A 16,998-nucleotide genomic window follows, 5' to 3' on the forward strand; every position below is an offset into this window, starting at 1 on the left:
ATCCATCTGCGGCTCGGCCACCCCGGAGGGATTCGCCTTTCAGACGAAATGCCGTGCCCATAGGCGCTGAGCTCGATGGAGAACAAGGTCGGATACCCGCCTCTCCCGGCGGGTATCTTTTTGCCTCCTCGCTCACCGGCAGGCCGCCTGCGGGGGTGCTGCCGACGCGCGACGGATCCCGGCGCCGAGCGCTGCTGGGGGCGCGGTGAGTGCGCTCCTGATGCCCGACTCCGCGTCGGCATCCGCCGCCGGATCCAACAGAACAACGCTCGGCGAACACGTCCTGGGCCAACTGCTGCGCCTGGCCCCCATCGCCGGGCTGACGGACGCGGACACGCGCACGTACGGCCAGGTCCTGATGGACTCCCTGGCGGACACCGCGCACCGGCCGTTGACTCTGCCGCCGGCCTCGCTCAGCTTCATCTCCGATGACCACACCCCGGTCGAGTTCTCCCTCGCCTTCACCCCGGATGCCGCTCCGACCCTGCGGATGCTGGTGGAACCCGGTTGCGCTTCCGGTGACATGGCCGAGAGCGGTCGTGTCGGTCTGAAGGTCATCCGTGAGATGGCCGACCGGTGGAATTTCTCCACCGCTCAACTCGACGTCTTGGAAGACCTCCTCTTCCCGGATGCCGCGGAGGGGCCGATGGCTCTCTGGTACGCGCTGGATCTGCGTCCCGGAGGAATACCCGGGGTCAAGGTCTATCTGAACCCCTCCGTCGACGGCCCCGAGAACGCGGCCCGGACAGTGCGGGAAGCGCTGTACCGACTCGGCCACGCCGACGCGTTCGCAGCGCTTCCCGACGGGGCGGGCTACCCCTTCATCGCCCTCGACCTGGGCAGTTGGGCGACGCCTCGCGCCAGGGTGTACGTCAAGCATCCCCGCATGTCCGCAGACGATGCTGTCACGGTGAGCCGTACCGCGCCCGACCTGGCGGAAGACCAGGTCAGATCCTTCTTCCGGCTGGCCGCAGAATCGGTCCCACTGCCCGGTCGGAAGGCCGGAGAGAGCCCGCGGTTACTACGGCGGCCCGCGCTCACCTGTCATGCCTTCACTGACAGAGAGACCGCCTCACCGAGCGGCTTTACGCTGCACATTCCCGTCCGGGACTACGTCCGCGACGACGAGGAGGCCCTCGCCCGGGCTACGGCCCTGCTGACCCACTTCGGCATGGACGCATCAGCTCTCCGCCGAGCCCTGGCCGCCCTCACCTCCCGGGAACTCACCGACGGCGTCGGGCTGATCGCCTACCTGGCCCTCGCGCATCAGCAGCACCGGCAGCCCCGCGTCACCGTCTACCTCTCCTCCGAGGCGTACGCGGTCCGCCCGCCGCCGTCCCTGCCCCCGCGGGAATCAAGCGCCCCCTAAGCAGGGGCGCGGCATCACAGGCCACGTATCAAGCACACGTAGAGCAAAAGGAAGAACGTAAGTGGAGCCCTACCGCATCAAGGTTGTCGAGCCCCTCGCCCTCACGACTCGCGCGCAGCGCGAGGAGGCCCTCAAGCGGGTCGCCTACAACCCCTTCGACCTGCGTGCCGACGAGGTCACCATTGATCTGCTGAGTGACTCGGGAACAGGCGCGCTCTCCGCAGCCCAGCTGGCCGCCGGTATGAACGCCGACGAGTCCTACGCCGGATCCCGTTCGTTCTACCGCTGGCACGCCGTCGTCAGCGAACTCACCGGATATCCACACATCTTGCCGACCCATCAAGGAAGGGCGGCGGAACGCATTCTGTTCGCCGCGCTCCTGGAACCCGGCAGCACCGTCCTGTCGAACACTCACTTCGACACCACTCGCGCCAACGTGGAACTGACCGGCTGCCAGGCACGTGACCTGCCCTGCGCCGAGGCCGCGGACCTCGACAGCGACTATCCCTTCAAGGGCAACATCGACCTGTCCGCTCTTCAGCAGGCACTCGAGGGCGCACACGAGTCCCCTGTCTCGGCCGTGGTGATGACCATCACCAACAACGGCGGTGGCGGGCAGCCGGTCTCCATGGAGAATCTGCGCCGGACGGCCGAACTGTGCCGCCGCCACAGCGTCCCCATGATCCTGGACGCCGCGCGCTTCGCGGAGAACGCCTGGCTGGTGACCCGCCGCGAATCCGGATACCAGGACCGCACCCCTCGCCAGGTCTCCGAAGAGGCCTTCAGCCTGGCGGACGGATGCATCATGAGCGCCAAGAAGGACGGCATCGTCCACATCGGCGGCTTCATCGGTCTCAAGGACCCCGAACTCGCCGAGAAGTGCAATGGGTTGCTCATCGCCACCGAAGGCTTCTCCACCTATGGCGGTCTGGCCGGCCGTGATCTCGACATGATGGCCCAAGGCCTCCTCGAGGTCACCGAGCCGACCTATCTGGCGGAGCGCGCCGAGGCAGCCAACTACCTTGCCGAGCGCATCCGCGCCGTCGGCGTCGACATCGTCGAACCCGCAGGCCTGCATGCCCTCTACCTCAACGCCGGGCGTCTCCTGCCCCACATACCGCCTCATCAGTACCCCGGCACCGCACTGGTCTGCGAGCTCTATCTGCGTGGGGGCATCCGCTCCGCAGAGCTGGGATCCCTTTACCTCGGCGAGGAGGACGAACAGGGAAACCCCCTGAAGAGCGCGCCTTACGAACTGGTGAGGCTGGCGCTCCCGCGCCGGGTCTACACCCGCAGCCATTACGACCATGTCGCCCAGACCCTGGCGGACATAGCCAAGGATCCCAGCTCGGTACACGGCTATCGCATCGTTGGGCAGTCACCGATCCTGCGCCATTTCAGCATTCAGCTGGAACCGGTGAAATCCGCGGGCTGACTTACCATCACCCGTCGCCCCGGCCGCCTGGAGCAAGGTGGCCGACTCTGGGGGTGCTCGCTTTGACCTGTCGGCGTGGGCCTCGTTCATGTTGAGGACATGGATGAGGCCCATTCGCTTGGTGCGGTGTTCAAGGGGTCGCAGGTTCAAATCCTGTCGTCCCGACGGTTACGTCGGAAGACCAATCGGCCGCGTCGGGAACAGCCGGTCCGTCCGGCGCGGTTGCATCGACCGAGGGACCGGCGGCGCCGCCGGCCCCCAGGGGCGCGGTACGCCCGCCGCGCACTCGGATCGAGATGTACTTCTGCAGGAGGAAAGTTTCATGACTGGCCGGCCCTTGACGCTCATGGCAGTACACGCCCACCCCGATGACGAGGCCACCGGAACCGGAGGCGTCCTCGCGCGGTACGCGGCGGAAGGCATCCGCACGGTTCTCGTGACCTGTACCGACGGCCGTTGCGGTGACGGCCCTGAGGGCGTCAAGCCGGGCGATCCCGGGCACGATCCGGAGGCCGTCGCCTTGATGCGCCGTCAAGAACTCAAGGAGAGCTGTGACGTCCTGAAGGTCGGCGATCTGGAGCTGCTCGACTATGCCGACTCCGGGATGATGGGCTGGCCGAGCAACGACGCCCCCGGAGCCTTCTGGCAGACCCCCGTGGAGGAAGGCGCCGCCCGACTCGCCGAGCTCATGCGGCACTACCGGCCCGATGTGGTCGTCACGTACGACGAGAACGGCTTCTACGGCCACCCCGACCACATCCAGGCCCACCGCATCACGATGGCGGCGCTGGAGATGACCGAGCTGACACCGAAGGTGTACTGGACGACGATGCCCCGCTCGGGGATGCAGCGGTTCGGGGAGCTCATGCGCGAGTTTCACCCGGACATGCCGGAGCCGGATCCTGCCGAGGCCGCCGCGATGGCCGAGATCGGGCTGCCCGACGACGAGATCACCACGTGGGTCGACACCCTCGCGTTCAGCGGTCAGAAGTTCGACGCGCTGGCCGCGCACGCCAGTCAGGGCGAGAACATCTTCTTCCTCAAGATGGGCAAGGAGAGGTTCGGCGAGTTGATGGGCATGGAGACCTTCGTACGCGTCAAGGACACCACCGGCGCGACCGTACCCGAGAACGATCTCTTCGCCGGACTGCGCTGATCCGCCTGTTCGGCAGCGGCCTTCGCGGGATCCCTGGCGGCCCGCTGCCCAGTGGAGGGCACCAGGAGAGCGGATGGTCCGCGCCGTGCGTGCCGCCGGTGTACGTGGACTCGTCGGCGCGCAGCAGGACGCGGACGTCCGCGTCGCGCGGGGTCCTCCACGTGGACCAGGCCGGGCTGGAGCGGCGGGTGGCCGGCGAAGCGGGTGCCGAGCAGGTCGCCGTAGAAGGGCCGGTCGGGTTCGGCGTTGGCCGCCGCATGGACGGCGAGGAGCCCGCCGCCGCGCCGTACGTATGCCTCCAGGGCCGATCGGCCCTGGTCGGTGAGGACCGGACCGGTGGTCGACAAGAGGACCACGGCCGCGCACCGGTCGAGCCGCTCCCGCGTGAACACCCCCGGATCGTCGGTCGCCTCCGCCGCGAACCCGGCCTCCCGGGCCAGCCTGACGAGCGCGTCGGTACCCGCAGGGATGGCATCGTGGCGGTAGCCGGCGGTATGGGTGCAGACGAGCCTGTTCGCCGCGCCGACCTGCCGGCCGGGGGGCCTGGCGGAAGGATCACGTGACCTGGCGGGCCCCAGGTCACGGGTCGCCGACCTGAGCGCGGAACTGGCCCCGCACGCGGGGGACTTCGGGGTACGCATGGCGTCCAAGGGGGCCGTGGCGGCGGCGCGGGTGCCCTCGAAGCCGGTCAGCGCGCAGGTGGCGGGGCAGTGCTCGCGCGTACCACGAGTCGGGTCGGCACCAGGGTGGTGCCGTGCTCCGGTGCGCCGTGTTTGACCTGGTGCAGTACGCGGTCCACGCAGCGGCGGCCGACTTCGCCGAAGTCCTGGTGGACGGTGGTCAGCGGCGGCTGGAACGAGCCGGCTTCGGCGATGTCGTCGAAGCCGACCACGGAGACGTCGTCGGGGACCTTGCGGCCGCGCTCGTTGAGGGCGCGCAGCAGGCCGAGTGCCATCTGGTCGTTGGCCGCGAACACCGCGGTGCACTCGGCGCGTTCGGCGAGTTCGAGGCCGGCGCGGTAGCCGGACTCGGCCGACCAGTCGCCGCGGACGAGCGAGGGCGGCGTGCGGCCGGCCTGCACGAGCGCCGCGCGCCAGGCTTCCGTTCTGCGCTGGGCCGCGTACGACTTCTCGGGTCCCGCGAGGTGCCAGACCGTCTCGTGGCCGAGGTCGAGGAGATGGGCGATGGCCTCACGGGTGCCGCCGACCTGGTCCGTGTCCACGACCGTGTACCGGTCTCCGGCGTCGGAGTCGGCGACGACGACCTTCACGTGCGGTGGCAGCGACAGGCGCGCGTCGTCGAGGAGGTGGACCTCCATGATGACGATGGCCGCGTCGATGGCCAGTTCGCCAAGGCGCGAGAAGGCGCCGCGGACCTCGTCCTGGGTGGGCACCGCGACGGGCAGCAGCGTGACCGCGTACCCCTCCTGGGCGGCCGAGGTGGCGATCGCCTCCAGAGTGCGGACGTTGCCCGTCGTGGAGAGGGTGAAGGTGATGACGCCGATGGTGCGGAACTCGCCGCTCTTGAGGGCGCGGGCCGCGCTGTTGGGGCGGTAGTCGAGCTCTCTCATCGCGGAGAGGACCTGCTCGCGGGTGGCTTCGTTGACTCCGGGAAAGCCGTTGGAGACGCGGGAGACCGTCTGGGAGGAGACCCCGGCCAGCCGGGCCACGTCCGCCATCGACACGGAACGGCGTCGTGCGGGGCGGCTCGCGGGGATGGGCCCGTCGCCCGGCGTCCGTGACGCCGGGGTGTGTTCGTCTGTGCCGTCCACGCTCTCCCTCACCAGGTGCCGCCCTTCGTGAGCAACCCTTGACCGCTCATCTGGAGGCAGTGTAGACATGCCGCCATCGAATGTTTACGTAAACATATCGCCTGACCCGCGCATTGGTCGAGCCGCTCAACCGGCCTGGAACGTTTACGTGAACTGCGGTTTCGGTTTGGCGAAGCACAAGCGAGGGACGCGAGATGACGACGCTTCAACCGCCGGCGGCAGCAGCCCCCCGCCCGGCCGGGCCACCGCCGCGGCGCGCACGCCGCTCATGGAGGGGATGGGGGTTCATCGGGCCGTTCCTGCTTGTCTTCGCGCTGGTCTTCCTGGCGCCGCTGCTGTACTCGGTCTATCTGAGCCTGTTCCGGACACAACTCATCGGCGGCACCACCTTCGTGGGCCTGGACAACTACCAACAGGCCCTGCAGGACGGCAAGTTCTGGGACGCCGTCTTCCGTGTAGGCCTCTTCCTCCTTGTCCAGGTGCCGATCATGCTGGGCATCGCCCTGCTTGTGGCGCTCGCGATCGACAGCGGCCGCCTGTACGGCAAGGACTTCTTCCGGATCTCCGTCTTCCTGCCGTATGCCGTACCCGCCGTCGTCGCGACGCTGATGTGGGGCTTCATGTACGGGCCCCGCTTCGGCCTGGTCGGCGACATCAACGACGCGTTCGGCGTCCACCTGCCCGACCCGCTCTCATCGGACCTGGTCCTGGCGTCGATCGGCAACATCGTCACCTGGGAGTTCGTCGGCTACAACATGCTGATCTTCTACTCCGCGCTGCGCGTCATCCCGCACTCGCTCTACGAGGCCGCGCAGATCGACGGCGCCGGCCAGTGGCGGGTCATCTCGGCGATCAAGCTTCCGGCGATCCGCGGCGCCCTGGTCATCGCCACGATCTTCTCGATCATCGGCAGCTTCCAGCTCTTCAACGAGCCCGCCATCCTCCAGAAGCTCGCGCCCAACGCGATCACCACGGACTACACCCCGAACTACTACACCTACTCGCTGTCCTTCTCCGGCCAGCAGCACAACTACTCCGCGACGGTCGCCATCGTCATGGGCGTGCTCACCATGGTCGTCGCCTATGTCGTCCAGCTGCGCGGCATGCGCAAGGGAGCGTGATCCCCATGACGGGACCGAGCACCACCACCGCTCCCCGGCCCGCGGCACGGCCGCGCACCACCGCACCGCGCCTGCGCACCCCGCGCCGACACACACCCCGGCGCCCCCGGCGCAGCGTCCTGCTCACCTTGCTCACCGGCGTCGTCCTGCTCTACAGCCTCGTCCCGCTCCTGTGGCTGCTGATCAGCGCCACCAAGACCCAGGAGGGACTCGCCGGTTCGTTCGGCCTGTGGTTCGACGGCGACTTCGCCCTGTGGGACAACATCACCGAGACCTTCACGTACCAGGACGGCGTCTTCGGCCGCTGGCTCCTCAACACCCTGCTGTACGTGGTCGTGGGCGCCGGCGGCGCCACCTTCCTCGCCGTACTCGGCGGATACGCGCTCGCCAAGTTCGACTTCCCCGGCAAGCGGGGCGTGTTCGCGGTCGTCATCGGCGCGGTCGCGGTGCCCACCACGGCGCTCGCCGTCCCGACGTTCCTGATGTTCAGCGAGATGGGTCTGACCGACACCCCGTGGGCCGTCATCATCCCGTCCCTGATCTCGCCGTTCGGGCTCTATCTGATGTGGGTGTTCGCGACCGAGGCGATCCCCACGGAGCTGATGGAGGCCGCCCGGATCGACGGCGCGAGCGAGCTGCGCACCTTCTTCCAGGTCGCCCTGCCGCTGCTCGCGCCCGGCACGGTCACCGTCCTTCTCTTCACCACGGTCGCGACCTGGAACAACTACTTCCTGCCGCTGATCATGCTCAAGGACCCCGACTGGTACCCGCTCACCCTCGGCCTCGACGCCTGGAACAAACAGGCGGCCACGGCAGGCGGCGAGGCCGTCTTCAACCTGGTCGTCACCGGCTCGCTGCTCACGATCGTGCCCCTCATCGCCGCCTTCCTGCTGCTCCAGAAGTACTGGCAGTCCGGCCTCGCCGCCGGAAGCGTCAAGGAGTAGGCGCGGTCTGCAGGCGCGGTCGCTCATCCTGTCGAACCACGACGAAGTGGAAGTATCGCCATGCCCAAGCACTCCCGCCGCTTGCTGCGCGGACTTGGTCTTCTCACCGTTCTCGCTCTGGGGGCGACCGCCTGCGGGTCGGGAGACGACGACTCCGCCCAGAAGAAGGTCGGCGCCTCCGACATCAAGGCCGCGCTGAAGAAGGGCGGCACCGTCACCGTGTGGGCGTGGGAGCCCACCTTGAAGCAGGTCGAGGCCGACTTCGAGAAGAAGTACCCGAAGGTCGACGTCAAGTTGGTCAACGCGGGCACGAACAACGACCAGTACAAGGCGCTTTCGAACGCCATCTCGGCGAAGAAGGGCGTCCCGGACGTCGCGCAGATCGAGTACTACGCACTGGGGCAGTACGCCCTGACGAAGCAGGTCGCCGACCTTTCGGCGTACGGAGCGGACAAGCTGGCCGGGTCGTACTCGCCGGGCCCGTGGAACGCGGTGAAGTCCGGCGACGGCGTCTACGGCCTCCCCATGGACTCCGGCCCGATGGCGCTCTTCTACAACAAGAAGGTCTTCGACAAGCACAAGATCGCCGTGCCGACGACCTGGGACGAGTACGTGGAGGCCGGCCGCAAGCTGCACAAGGCCGACCCGAAGGCGTACATCACCAGCGACGTCGGTGACGCGGGCCTGACCACCAGCCTTCTGTGGCAGGGCGGTTCGCGGCCGTACAAGGTCGACGGCACGAAGGTCGGCATCGACTTCACCGACGCGGGCGCGAAGAAGTACACCGACACGTGGCAGAAGCTGATCGACGAGAAGCTGGTCTCTCCCGTCAGCGGCTGGAGCGACGACTGGTACAAGGGCCTGGGCGACGGCACCATCGCCACGCTGACCGTCGGCGCCTGGATGCCCGCCAACTTCGCCTCCGGCGTGAAGGGCGCCGCGGGGGACTGGCGAGCCGCACCGCTGCCGCAGTGGACCAAGGGCGCCGACGTGAGCGCCGAGAACGGCGGCAGCTCGCTGGCCCTGCCCGAGCTGGGCGAGAACAAGGAACTCGCGTACGCCTTCGTCGAGTACGCCAACTCCGGTGCCGGCGTGGGGACCCGCATCAAGAACGGCGCCTTCCCGGCCACCACCAAGGACCTGAACTCCTCGTCCTTCCAGGACACCGCGTTCCCCTACTTCGGCGGCCAGAAGGCCAACAAGATCTTCGCCGAGTCCGCGAAGAACGTACCCACCGACTGGAAGTACCTGCCCTACCAGGTGTACGCCAACTCGATCTTCAACGACACCGTCGGCAAGGCCTATGTCTCCGGTACGAAGCTGTCGGCGGGCCTGAAGTCGTGGCAGGAGGCGTCCGTCAAGTACGGCGGCGAGCAGGGCTTCACCGTGGAGAAGTAGCCCACCCCGCTCGATTCCGCTCGGCTTGATTCCGCGCCCCTGGAAGACCGTTCCTTTGAAAGGACGTGCATGACCGCCCCTCTCACCTCCCGTTTTCCGTACGCGAAGGGCCCCGACGGCAGCCGGAGGATCGGTTACGGCGCCGACTACAACCCCGAGCAGTGGCCGCGGGAGGTGTGGGAGGAGGACATCCGGCTGATGCGCGAAGCCGGTGTGAACGTCGTCTCCCTGGCGATCTTCTCCTGGGCCCGGCTCCAACCCACCGCCGACAGCTGGGACTTCGGCTGGCTCGACGAGGTCATGGACCTGCTGCACGCGGGTGGCATCGGCGTCGACCTGGCCACCGCGACCGCCTCACCGCCGCCGTGGCTGACCACCGCGCACCCGGAGATCCTGCCGGTGACCGCGACCGGCGAGACGGTGTGGCCGGGCGCCCGGCAGCACTGGCGGCCCACCTCGCCGGTCTTCCGCGCCCATGCGCTGCGGCTCGTACGGGAGGTGGCGACGCGCTACGCCGGCCACCCCGCCCTGATCGCCTGGCATGTCAACAACGAGCTGGGCTGCCACAACGTCTACGACTACTCCGATGATGCGGCCCACGCCTTCCGCACCTGGCTGCGGCGCCGCTACACCACCCTCGACGGGATCAACCACGCCTGGGGCACGGCCTTCTGGTCCCAGCGCTACAGCGACTGGGGCCAGATCCTGCCGCCGCGCCTCGCGGCCTCACACCCCAACCCGACCCAGCAGCTCGACTTCAAGCGCTTCTCGTCGGACGCGCTCAAGGAGCACCTGATCGCCGAGCGCGAGGTGCTGCGCGAGATCACTCCGGACGTCCCCGTCACCACCAACTTCATGGTGATGAGCGGCACCAAGGGCATGGACTACGCGGACTGGGCGGCATCGGGCGCGCTCGACTTCGTCTCCAACGACCACTACGTCGTCCCCGGAGCGCGGGACCGCGACGAACTGTCCTTCTCCGCCAACCTGACCAGCGGCATCGCGGGCCACCGCCCCTGGTTCCTGATGGAGCACTCCACCAGCGCCGTGAACTGGCAGCCCGTCAACCTGGCCAAGAATGAAGGGGAGTTGGCCCGTGACTCGCTGCTGCATGTCGCGCACGGCGCCGACGCCGTCTGCTTCTTCCAGTGGCGCCAGTCGGCGGCGGGCGCCGAGAAATACCACTCGGCGATGGTGCCGCACGCCGGGGCCGACAGCGAACTCTTCCGCGCCGTCAGCGAGTTGGGGTGCACGCTCCAGGCCCTCGCGCCGCTCGCCGGCTCCGAGCGTGAACCCGCACGCGTGGCCGTCCTGTTCGACTGGGACTCTTGGTGGGCCGGCGAGCTGGACTCCCATCCCACCTCGCGGCTCGAATACCACCGCGAGGCACTTGACTGGTACTCGGCACTGCTGCGCCTCGGCATCCGCGCCGATGTCGTACCCGCCCACCGCACGGATCCGTCCTCGTACGACGTCGTGATCGCCCCCGTCCTGCATGTGATGCCGCAGACGCTCGCCAAGGAGCTCACGCGGTACGTCGAGGGCGGCGGCCACCTCGTCACCACGTACTTCTCCGGTGTCGTCGACGAGAACGACCACATCTGGCTCGGCGGCTACCCCGGCGCCCTGCGGGAGCTGCTCGGCATCCGGATCGAGGAGTTCGGGCCGCTGCTCGACGGCGACTCCGTGGACCTGGACAACGGGGCCACCGGGAGCATGTGGACCGATCGGATCGATGTGACGGGACCGGAGGTCGAGGTGCTCGCCCGCTATCGCACCGGCGCCTACGTCTCCCGCCCCGCGGTCACGCGGCGCACGACGGGCCGGGGTTCGGCCACGTACGTCTCCACGCGCCTCGGGGCCGAGGGCCTGGCCGGACTGCTGCCCGAGCTGCTCGCCGCGGTGGGGGTGACCAGTGAACTCCCTGAGCAGGCGCGGGGGTTGGTCGAGCTCGTGGTGCGCCACGATGCGGAGAGCCGGTATCTCTTCCTGGTCAACCGCGGGGACGAGTGCGTCGTACTGCCGGAACTGAGCGGGGACGTGCTCCTCGGGCAGAGCTCCTCCGGCAGTCTCGTCCTGGCGCCTCGCGACGTCGCGGTCCTGCGGCAGTCCGCGACGTAGGCGAGTGCCCTACGGCTGAGTGCCGTAGGGCTCAGGAGGATTCAGGCACCCGCGCGCTTCCACCGCTGGTTGTCGGCTTCGCTGTCGCAGGTCCACTGGACCAGCGCGGCCCCGTCGTTGCCTGACCTGTTCTGTACGTCGAGACACTTGCCGCTGTGCCGCGCGACGAGGCGCACGCCGTCCCCGGTGGTGTCCTCCACCGTCCAGCGCTGGCTTTCGGCCTCGCCGCAGGCGGACTGGACGACGGCCGCGCCGTCGTCGGCGGAGGCGTCACGGACGTCGAGGCACTTCCCGCTGTGCCGGAGCATCGCGCGCACTGTGCCGTCCCCCGAGTCCTGCAGCCAGAACTGCTGGTTGAGGCGCCCCTGAGCGCAGGACCACTGGACCGCGGCCGCACCGTCACCCAGGGACTCGTCGGCGATGTCGGCGCACTTCCCGCTGTGCTCCGCGGTGAGGGTCTCCCAGGTGCCGGTGCCGCTCACCTTGCCGGCCTCCGCGTCGACGGAGATCTGCGGGTAGTAGTCCATCGTCATCGTGTCCCCGGTGGGGAAGTGCAGCGGGAGCCACACGTACTGGGAGTCGTTGACGTTCCCGCCCATCGAGTTGCCCCAGCGGTCGCCCATGTAGAGATACGACGTCCCGGAGGCGCCCTGGACCGACAGGACGTACGCGGTCTGCGAGCCGTACGTCTTCCCGTCGCCGATGTCCTTCAGCTCGTTCCAGTCGCCGGTGATGCTGCTGGCGCTGCTGTACTTCTGCTGGTTCGGCGACCAGCCGGTGGCGCCGGACGTCAGCAGGAAGTACCTGCCGTCGCGCTTGAACATGGCCGGTGCCTCGCGCGACTGGCCCTCCCACAGCTTGCGCACCAGGGAGTCCACCTTGGTGTAGTCCGCGGACAGCCGATAGACGTGCAGATCGGCGTTCTCGTTCGCTGCCGAGATCATGTAGCCGGTGCCGTCGTCGTCGACGAACGTGGTGATGTCCCGCGACATGTGGTCGAGCGGCCGGAAGCTGCCCTGCCAGACGTAGTCGCCGTCCACGGTGGAGGAGACCGCCACGGCGGCGCGGGCCTCGCCGTAGTCGGAGCCGTTCTCCTTGTGCATCCACATCACGTACTTGCCGGTGGCCTTGTTGTAAATGACCTTGGGGCGCTCGATGTTGGCCCAGTCCAGCTCCGGGTCCGACTTCTCGGTCAGGACGTGGTTGCGGAACTCCCAGGTCTTCAGGTCGGTGGAGCGGTAGGCGGAGACGTACCGGAAGGTGTTGTCCTCGTTCCGGTTCTCACCGAACCAGTAGTAGTACCCGTCCACCTTGATCACGCCGCCGCCGTGAGCGTGCACGACCTCGCCGTTCGGGTCGGTGAACTGGGTGCCGTTGGTGACGGTGACGGCGGCGGAGGCTGCCTGGGCCGAGCCCGGCGGAGAGAGGAAGGTGAGGAGGAGCCCTGCCAGGGCGGCGAACAGCAGGGCGACCACGCCTTTCGTCCTCCGCCTCCTCCTGGGCTCCGGTGTTCTCCTCGTTCTCCTCTGCAGATGCGCGGACATGACTTCTCCCTGTCGGAGTGTGGGGGGTGGGGGGTGGGGGGTTGTGGGGGATGGGCGGGGCGTGCGGGTGTGTAGGCGTGCGGCTACCCGGCGTCGAGGCCCCAGGCGTGCTTGAGGCGGTCGATCCCGCTGGGGTTGCGGGGGGTGAGTCGCAGGTCCGTGCCGCTGCCCTCCAGGGCGAAGAGGGAGTAGTAGTCGTACATGGGCCGCTCCTGGTGCTTGCCGCCGAGGGCCGGCCAATAGATCGCGCCCATGCCGAGGGAGCGGACGGTGTCGGTGTCCGCGCGCAGGTACCGGACGAAGTTCTCGCCGCTGTCCGGGTCGTTGTAGTCGAATCCGGTGTCGGGCTCGTCGTCCATGGGCGCCCCGAACTCGTCCAGGACGGTGCGCGAGGCACAGTCGCCGAGTCCGTTCTTGAGGTCGGCGACCCACCCGTCGTAGTCCTTCGGGTCCTTTCCGAAGGCGTAGTGGTGGAGGGAGAGATAGGTCCCGTCGAGCCTGCTGTCGGCGCACACGGACTTGACCTCGTCGTTGTAGCCGGACCCGCTGACGAAGATCCGTTCCTTGGGGATCGCCGGGCGGTCGGCGATCCAAGTGGCGGCGATGTCCGCCCACTCGGTGGCGCTGTATCCGCGGGGCTCGTTCATCGGCTCGAAGTACACGTGGTCGTCGGAGCCGTACCTCTCCGCGACCGTGTTCCACATCGAGTTGAAGGCGGCCATGTCGATGATCCGGCCGTTCGAGGACGCTCCGTCCTCCCAGTAGGAGAGGACGACCTTGAACCCCTTGGCCGTCGCGGCGTCGATCGCGCCGGTGTAGGCGTCCCACCACGGCGTGCCCACCGACTTGGTGTTGACGGGGAGGCGGACGGTGTTCACGCCGATGCTCTCGAACCCGGTGTAGACGGAGTCGGCCTTGGCCTTCACGGTGTCGTAGCTGTCCGCGACGTCCAGCCCTTCGGGGACGGCGGGGGCGTCGACGAAATTGTCGCCGGGGCGCGCCCAGTTCACGCCCTTGAACTGGCTCGGGTCCAGCTCGCTCGGCTCCGCGGTGGCCGATGAAGCGCCGGACACGACGGCGATCGGCACGGCTACCAGTACGGGCAACAGGGCGGCCAGCGCGCGACGTTGGGGCCGGCGGAGTCGGCGCCTTCGGGCCGGTGGCGGCGTGCTGGGCTGCGAGGTGATGTGGGGGGACATGTCTTCCTTCCCTGGTGCGGCGGCCAAGGGCTCTGGATGTTCACGTAAACATCCGGCGGGTCGAGTGAAACCTTGGGAGCAGCCCCGGAATCTGTCAAGGACTTGTGCACGGAGGGGTCGCGTGAAATCCCCGGCTTGGACGCAAAGTGGCTGATGAGGCCGCTCAATCTCGGTCCAGGGGTGGGGATGTGGCCACGTGGCCACCTGACGTGCCGTCATCCTGTTTCTGTGTCGGCGCCGTTGACGAAGCTTTGCGCCGCCCCTAACATCCTCCGACGAAGCCGCACAGAATCAAACAAGTGGCAACGTTCTTCCGTGCCGTGCCGTGCCGTGCCGCGCGTACTTCACAGGCCGTCGCGGTCGTGCCAGTGCTCCTGCCAGCGCCAGTCGATGGGGTCGTCGGCGCGCTGGTACCGGATGTCGGTGGACAGGCGGGTCACTTCGTCCGGATCGGTGTTGTCGAGGGAAGCGTGCACCAGGTACGGGGAGTGGACCACCATGTCGCCCGCCTCGTAGTCGGCGATCAGCCAGCGGGAGTCGAACTCCTCGGCCAGCGCCGGGAGATCGGCCGTGATCGAGGCGGCGGGCCTGCCGAGGCGGCCGTCCTGTTCCTCGGCGCGCACCCGCTCATGACTGCCTTCGAGGTAGACAAGGCCGCCGCGTGTGGCGGGGCAGTCGCCCAACGGGATCCAGGAACTGAGCACTCGGTCGGTGCCCTCCCGTAGATACACCAGGTCGTAGTGGGCCTGGGTGGCGAATCCGATGCCCGTGTCACCCGCCCGCTGATGCCGGATGATCTTCCGCCGGTGCAGGAACGCCGATGCGTCGAGGAACCACGCGTACCAGTCGCGCAGCGCGGGCTGGGTGCAGAACTCCTGGTAGACGGGGCCCGGCACCAGCTCCTTGAACAGCACCCGGCGCAGGGCCGCCGGCTGTGGGTTGGACCGGCCCCGCTCCCGGAGCCCGGTCGGGGCGAGGGCATCGAAGTAGTGGCGGCGGAACGCGGTCACGGCGTCCACCGCCAGGGCGCCCTTGAGGTAGAGGTAGCCGTCGCGGCGCAGACGGGTCCACAGGGCGGCACGGTCGTGCCGCTCTTCGTCGGGTACCGGTGCGAGGGCACCCATCCTGGTGGGCGCGGTGTCGAGTACGTAGCCGTTGGAGGTCAGCATGGCCACGATCCTGGACTCGGCGGGGCTCGCAGGGCCATGCACGAATGCGGGCCCGTGGTGGGACTTTTCGGGGCACGGGCCGTCCCGCCTACAGTGACCGCATGCCGGGCTGGTCGCGTTATCTCACCCCCGCCGCCGCGCACTGGGGGCTCGGCCTGGTGTGCCTGGGAGCGGGCGGGCAGAGCGGCCGTATCGGGACGGTGCGCGAGCGGGTGCTTTCCTCGCATGCCGTGGTCCTCGTGACCGCGGGGCGCGGACGCTGCAACGACCGCCCGGTCGTCCCGCCGACCCTGTTCCACCTGCCGGCGGGGGTGCCCCACACCTACGGTCCCGACGAGCATGGCTGGAGCGAGCAGTGGGCTCTGTACGACGGCCCGGCCGCTCACGCGTACGCCGAACTCGGCTATCTCCCGGCCGAGGCGACCCCCATGGCCGTGGCCGCATCGGCCGTCCTGCTGTTCACCCGGCTGCGCCGCGCCCTGGACCGCCCCGACCCCGAGACCGCGTCGGCCGCCGCCCTCCACGAACTGATCACCGCGCTTGGCCGCCCGCAGACCGAACACCCCGTGCTGGTCGCGCTGGCCCGCAACAGCGCACTCCCGCTCCCGGTCACGGCGCGCGAACTCGGCCTGACTGCCGAGAAGTTGAGGGACATCGTCCGTCAGCAGACCGGGCACGGCCCGAAGGAGTACGTCCAGCGGCTGCGCATCAACCGGGCCAAGGAGCTGCTCGCGGAGACGGACCTGACCGTCGTCGCGGTCTCCCGCCGCACCGGATTCAACGACCCCGGCTACTTCACCCGCCAGTTCACCCGCCGCACGGGCGTCACACCGTCCGCCTTCCGTGCCCAACAGCGCCGGGCATGACCGCCAGACAGGGCAGGGCTGCCGCCAAGTGGTTGGTGGGGCGGGTGAGACGAGTGGGGCTGCTGCGCGTATGTGACGGCACACGGAAACCCATCCGGCGGTGGCGTACACCGCCGGGGACAGGAGTCGCACGTGTCGCGCAAGAAGACTCTCACCCGTAAGAAGAAGGTCGTCCTCATGGTGGGCGCCGCCGCGCTGGTGGCGGGAACAGCGGTGGTGATGACCGGTACGAGCCAGGCGTCGGGAGCGTGTGACGGGCTGGCCACCGCGTTGAGCAACAACGAGGAGTTCATCGCGGGTCAGCGAGCCAACCCCGACGCCCAGTCCGCCGCGCGGATCGCCAATAGGGAAGCGGTGATCGAGGAGATCAGGCGGAAGCAGGCGGCGTCGGGCTGCGACGCGGATGCCGGGGCGGGTGCGGAGGGCGGCGCGGAGGCCGGCGGGGGTGCCGGGGCCGGTGAAGGAGCGGGTGCCGGTGAAGGAGCAGGCGCCGGCGAGGGCGGCTCCGGTGGGGACGCTGCTCAGCCGCCGGCAGAGGAGCCGGGCGGCGATGCCACGGCCACGGCCCCGCCCGAGGACGGGGGAGACGCGGGGGCGGAGGGCGAGGTCGTCTGTGCCGGTTCCACCGTCACGCTGTCCGGCGAGGGCGGCGCGCCGGCCGCGTCCAGCAACGAGTTCCCCGTCGGTACGCAGCTGAAGGTGACGAACCTGGACAACTCCAAGTCCACGACAGTGGAGGTCACTTCGGCGTCGGGCAGCTGTGTGCTGCTGAACAACGCGGCGTTCGAGGAGGTGCGCGAGTCCGGGAAGTTCCTGATCCGCAAGGCGCGGATCGAGCGCGTCGGATAGGTGGGTCCGGTGGGTGGGCCCGGTAGGTGGATCCGTTAGGTGGATCCGGGGATCCC

At 68.8% G+C, this 16,998-nt stretch carries 13 protein-coding genes and 2 pseudogenes; 10 read left to right on the forward strand and 5 right to left on the reverse strand.

Annotated features, from left to right (window positions below):
• The first annotated feature begins 205 nt into the window (after positions 1-205).
• The 3 genes from OG453_RS35375 (at position 206) to OG453_RS35385 (ending at position 3,960) form a co-directional block, all read left to right on the forward strand.
• Positions 206-1,369, forward strand: coding sequence for a tryptophan dimethylallyltransferase family protein (locus tag OG453_RS35375; RefSeq protein WP_266872636.1), 1,164 nt, complete (start codon positions 206-208; stop codon positions 1,367-1,369).
• 61 nt (positions 1,370-1,430) lie between these two features.
• A complete protein-coding gene (locus OG453_RS35380; protein WP_266872637.1) occupies positions 1,431-2,804 on the forward strand; it encodes a tryptophanase in 1,374 nt (457 codons plus the stop codon).
• A gap of 322 nt (positions 2,805-3,126) precedes the next feature.
• On the forward strand, positions 3,127-3,960 hold the full coding sequence (locus OG453_RS35385; protein WP_266872638.1) for a PIG-L family deacetylase: 834 nt from the start codon (positions 3,127-3,129) through the stop codon (positions 3,958-3,960).
• A 209-nt stretch (positions 3,961-4,169) separates the two neighbouring features.
• Here the strand turns inward: OG453_RS35385 and OG453_RS35390 are convergent.
• Positions 4,170-4,538, reverse strand: a pseudogene (locus tag OG453_RS35390) (ThuA domain-containing protein); the annotation flags it as partial.
• Here OG453_RS35390 and OG453_RS35395 point away from each other — a divergent pair.
• Positions 4,498-4,605 (forward strand): annotated as a pseudogene (locus OG453_RS35395) (sugar phosphate isomerase/epimerase); the annotation flags it as partial. The pseudogenes OG453_RS35390 and OG453_RS35395 sit on opposite strands and share 41 nt — an antisense overlap.
• A 43-nt stretch (positions 4,606-4,648) precedes the next feature.
• Here OG453_RS35395 and OG453_RS35400 read toward each other — a convergent pair.
• On the reverse strand, positions 4,649-5,677 hold the full coding sequence (locus OG453_RS35400; RefSeq protein ID WP_266873247.1) for a LacI family DNA-binding transcriptional regulator: 1,029 nt from the start codon (positions 5,675-5,677) through the stop codon (positions 4,649-4,651).
• Positions 5,678-5,925: 248 nt separating this feature from the next.
• Here OG453_RS35400 and OG453_RS35405 point away from each other — a divergent pair, with 248 nt between their 5' ends.
• From OG453_RS35405 to OG453_RS35420, 4 genes are all read left to right on the forward strand, one after another.
• Positions 5,926-6,852 carry a carbohydrate ABC transporter permease gene (locus OG453_RS35405; RefSeq protein WP_266872639.1) on the forward strand — a complete coding sequence of 309 codons (927 nt, stop codon included), beginning with the start codon at positions 5,926-5,928 and terminating at the stop codon, positions 6,850-6,852.
• Positions 6,853-6,857: 5 nt separating this feature from the next.
• On the forward strand, positions 6,858-7,796 hold the full coding sequence (locus OG453_RS35410; protein WP_266872640.1) for a carbohydrate ABC transporter permease: 939 nt from the start codon (positions 6,858-6,860) through the stop codon (positions 7,794-7,796).
• Positions 7,797-7,856: 60 nt separating this feature from the next.
• Positions 7,857-9,194, forward strand: coding sequence for an ABC transporter substrate-binding protein (locus tag OG453_RS35415; protein ID WP_266872641.1), 1,338 nt, complete (start codon positions 7,857-7,859; stop codon positions 9,192-9,194).
• Positions 9,195-9,263: 69 nt separating this feature from the next.
• A complete protein-coding gene (locus OG453_RS35420) occupies positions 9,264-11,315 on the forward strand; it encodes a beta-galactosidase (RefSeq protein WP_266872642.1) in 2,052 nt (683 codons plus the stop codon).
• 41 nt (positions 11,316-11,356) lie between these two features.
• Here the strand turns inward: OG453_RS35420 and OG453_RS35425 are convergent, their stop codons facing one another.
• The 3 genes from OG453_RS35425 to OG453_RS35435 all read right to left on the reverse strand — a co-directional run bounded on the left by OG453_RS35425 (position 11,357) and on the right by OG453_RS35435 (position 15,227).
• Positions 11,357-12,781: an RICIN domain-containing protein gene (locus OG453_RS35425; protein ID WP_266873248.1), complete on the reverse strand. Its 1,425-nt coding sequence runs from the start codon at positions 12,779-12,781 to the stop codon at positions 11,357-11,359.
• 161 nt (positions 12,782-12,942) lie between these two features.
• Positions 12,943-14,058, reverse strand: a complete 1,116-nt coding sequence (locus tag OG453_RS35430) for a glycoside hydrolase family 5 protein (protein ID WP_266872643.1) — start codon at positions 14,056-14,058, stop codon at positions 12,943-12,945.
• Positions 14,059-14,402: 344 nt separating this feature from the next.
• Positions 14,403-15,227, reverse strand: coding sequence for a phytanoyl-CoA dioxygenase family protein (locus OG453_RS35435; RefSeq protein WP_266872644.1), 825 nt, complete (start codon positions 15,225-15,227; stop codon positions 14,403-14,405).
• A 101-nt stretch (positions 15,228-15,328) separates the two neighbouring features.
• Between OG453_RS35435 and OG453_RS35440 the strand changes: the two genes are divergently transcribed.
• Entirely contained in the window at positions 15,329-16,093 is a 765-nt protein-coding gene (locus tag OG453_RS35440) for an AraC family transcriptional regulator (RefSeq protein WP_266872645.1), read from the forward strand.
• 132 nt (positions 16,094-16,225) lie between these two features.
• Positions 16,226-16,942 (forward strand): hypothetical protein, encoded by a 717-nt coding sequence (locus OG453_RS35445; protein WP_266872646.1) that lies wholly within the window; start codon positions 16,226-16,228, stop codon positions 16,940-16,942.
• Positions 16,943-16,998 lie beyond the last annotated feature (56 nt).

The organism is Streptomyces sp. NBC_01381 (assembly GCF_026340305.1).
Classification (GTDB): Bacteria; Actinomycetota; Actinomycetes; order Streptomycetales; family Streptomycetaceae; genus Streptomyces.

Excerpts from the sequence above, each read along its gene's own strand:
- OG453_RS35385 (WP_266872638.1), top strand. The coding sequence starts at position 3,127 with ATGACTGGCCGGCCCTTGACGCTCATGGCAGTACACGCCCACCCCGAT.
- OG453_RS35405 (WP_266872639.1), top strand. The coding sequence starts at position 5,926 with ATGACGACGCTTCAACCGCCGGCGGCAGCAGCCCCCCGCCCGGCCGGG.
- OG453_RS35410 (WP_266872640.1), top strand. The coding sequence starts at position 6,858 with ATGACGGGACCGAGCACCACCACCGCTCCCCGGCCCGCGGCACGGCCG.
- OG453_RS35415 (WP_266872641.1), top strand. The coding sequence starts at position 7,857 with ATGCCCAAGCACTCCCGCCGCTTGCTGCGCGGACTTGGTCTTCTCACC.
- OG453_RS35420 (WP_266872642.1), top strand. The coding sequence starts at position 9,264 with ATGACCGCCCCTCTCACCTCCCGTTTTCCGTACGCGAAGGGCCCCGAC.
- OG453_RS35430 (WP_266872643.1), bottom strand. The coding sequence starts at position 14,058 with ATGTCCCCCCACATCACCTCGCAGCCCAGCACGCCGCCACCGGCCCGA.
- OG453_RS35435 (WP_266872644.1), bottom strand. The coding sequence starts at position 15,227 with ATGCTGACCTCCAACGGCTACGTACTCGACACCGCGCCCACCAGGATG.
- OG453_RS35440 (WP_266872645.1), top strand. The coding sequence starts at position 15,329 with ATGCCGGGCTGGTCGCGTTATCTCACCCCCGCCGCCGCGCACTGGGGG.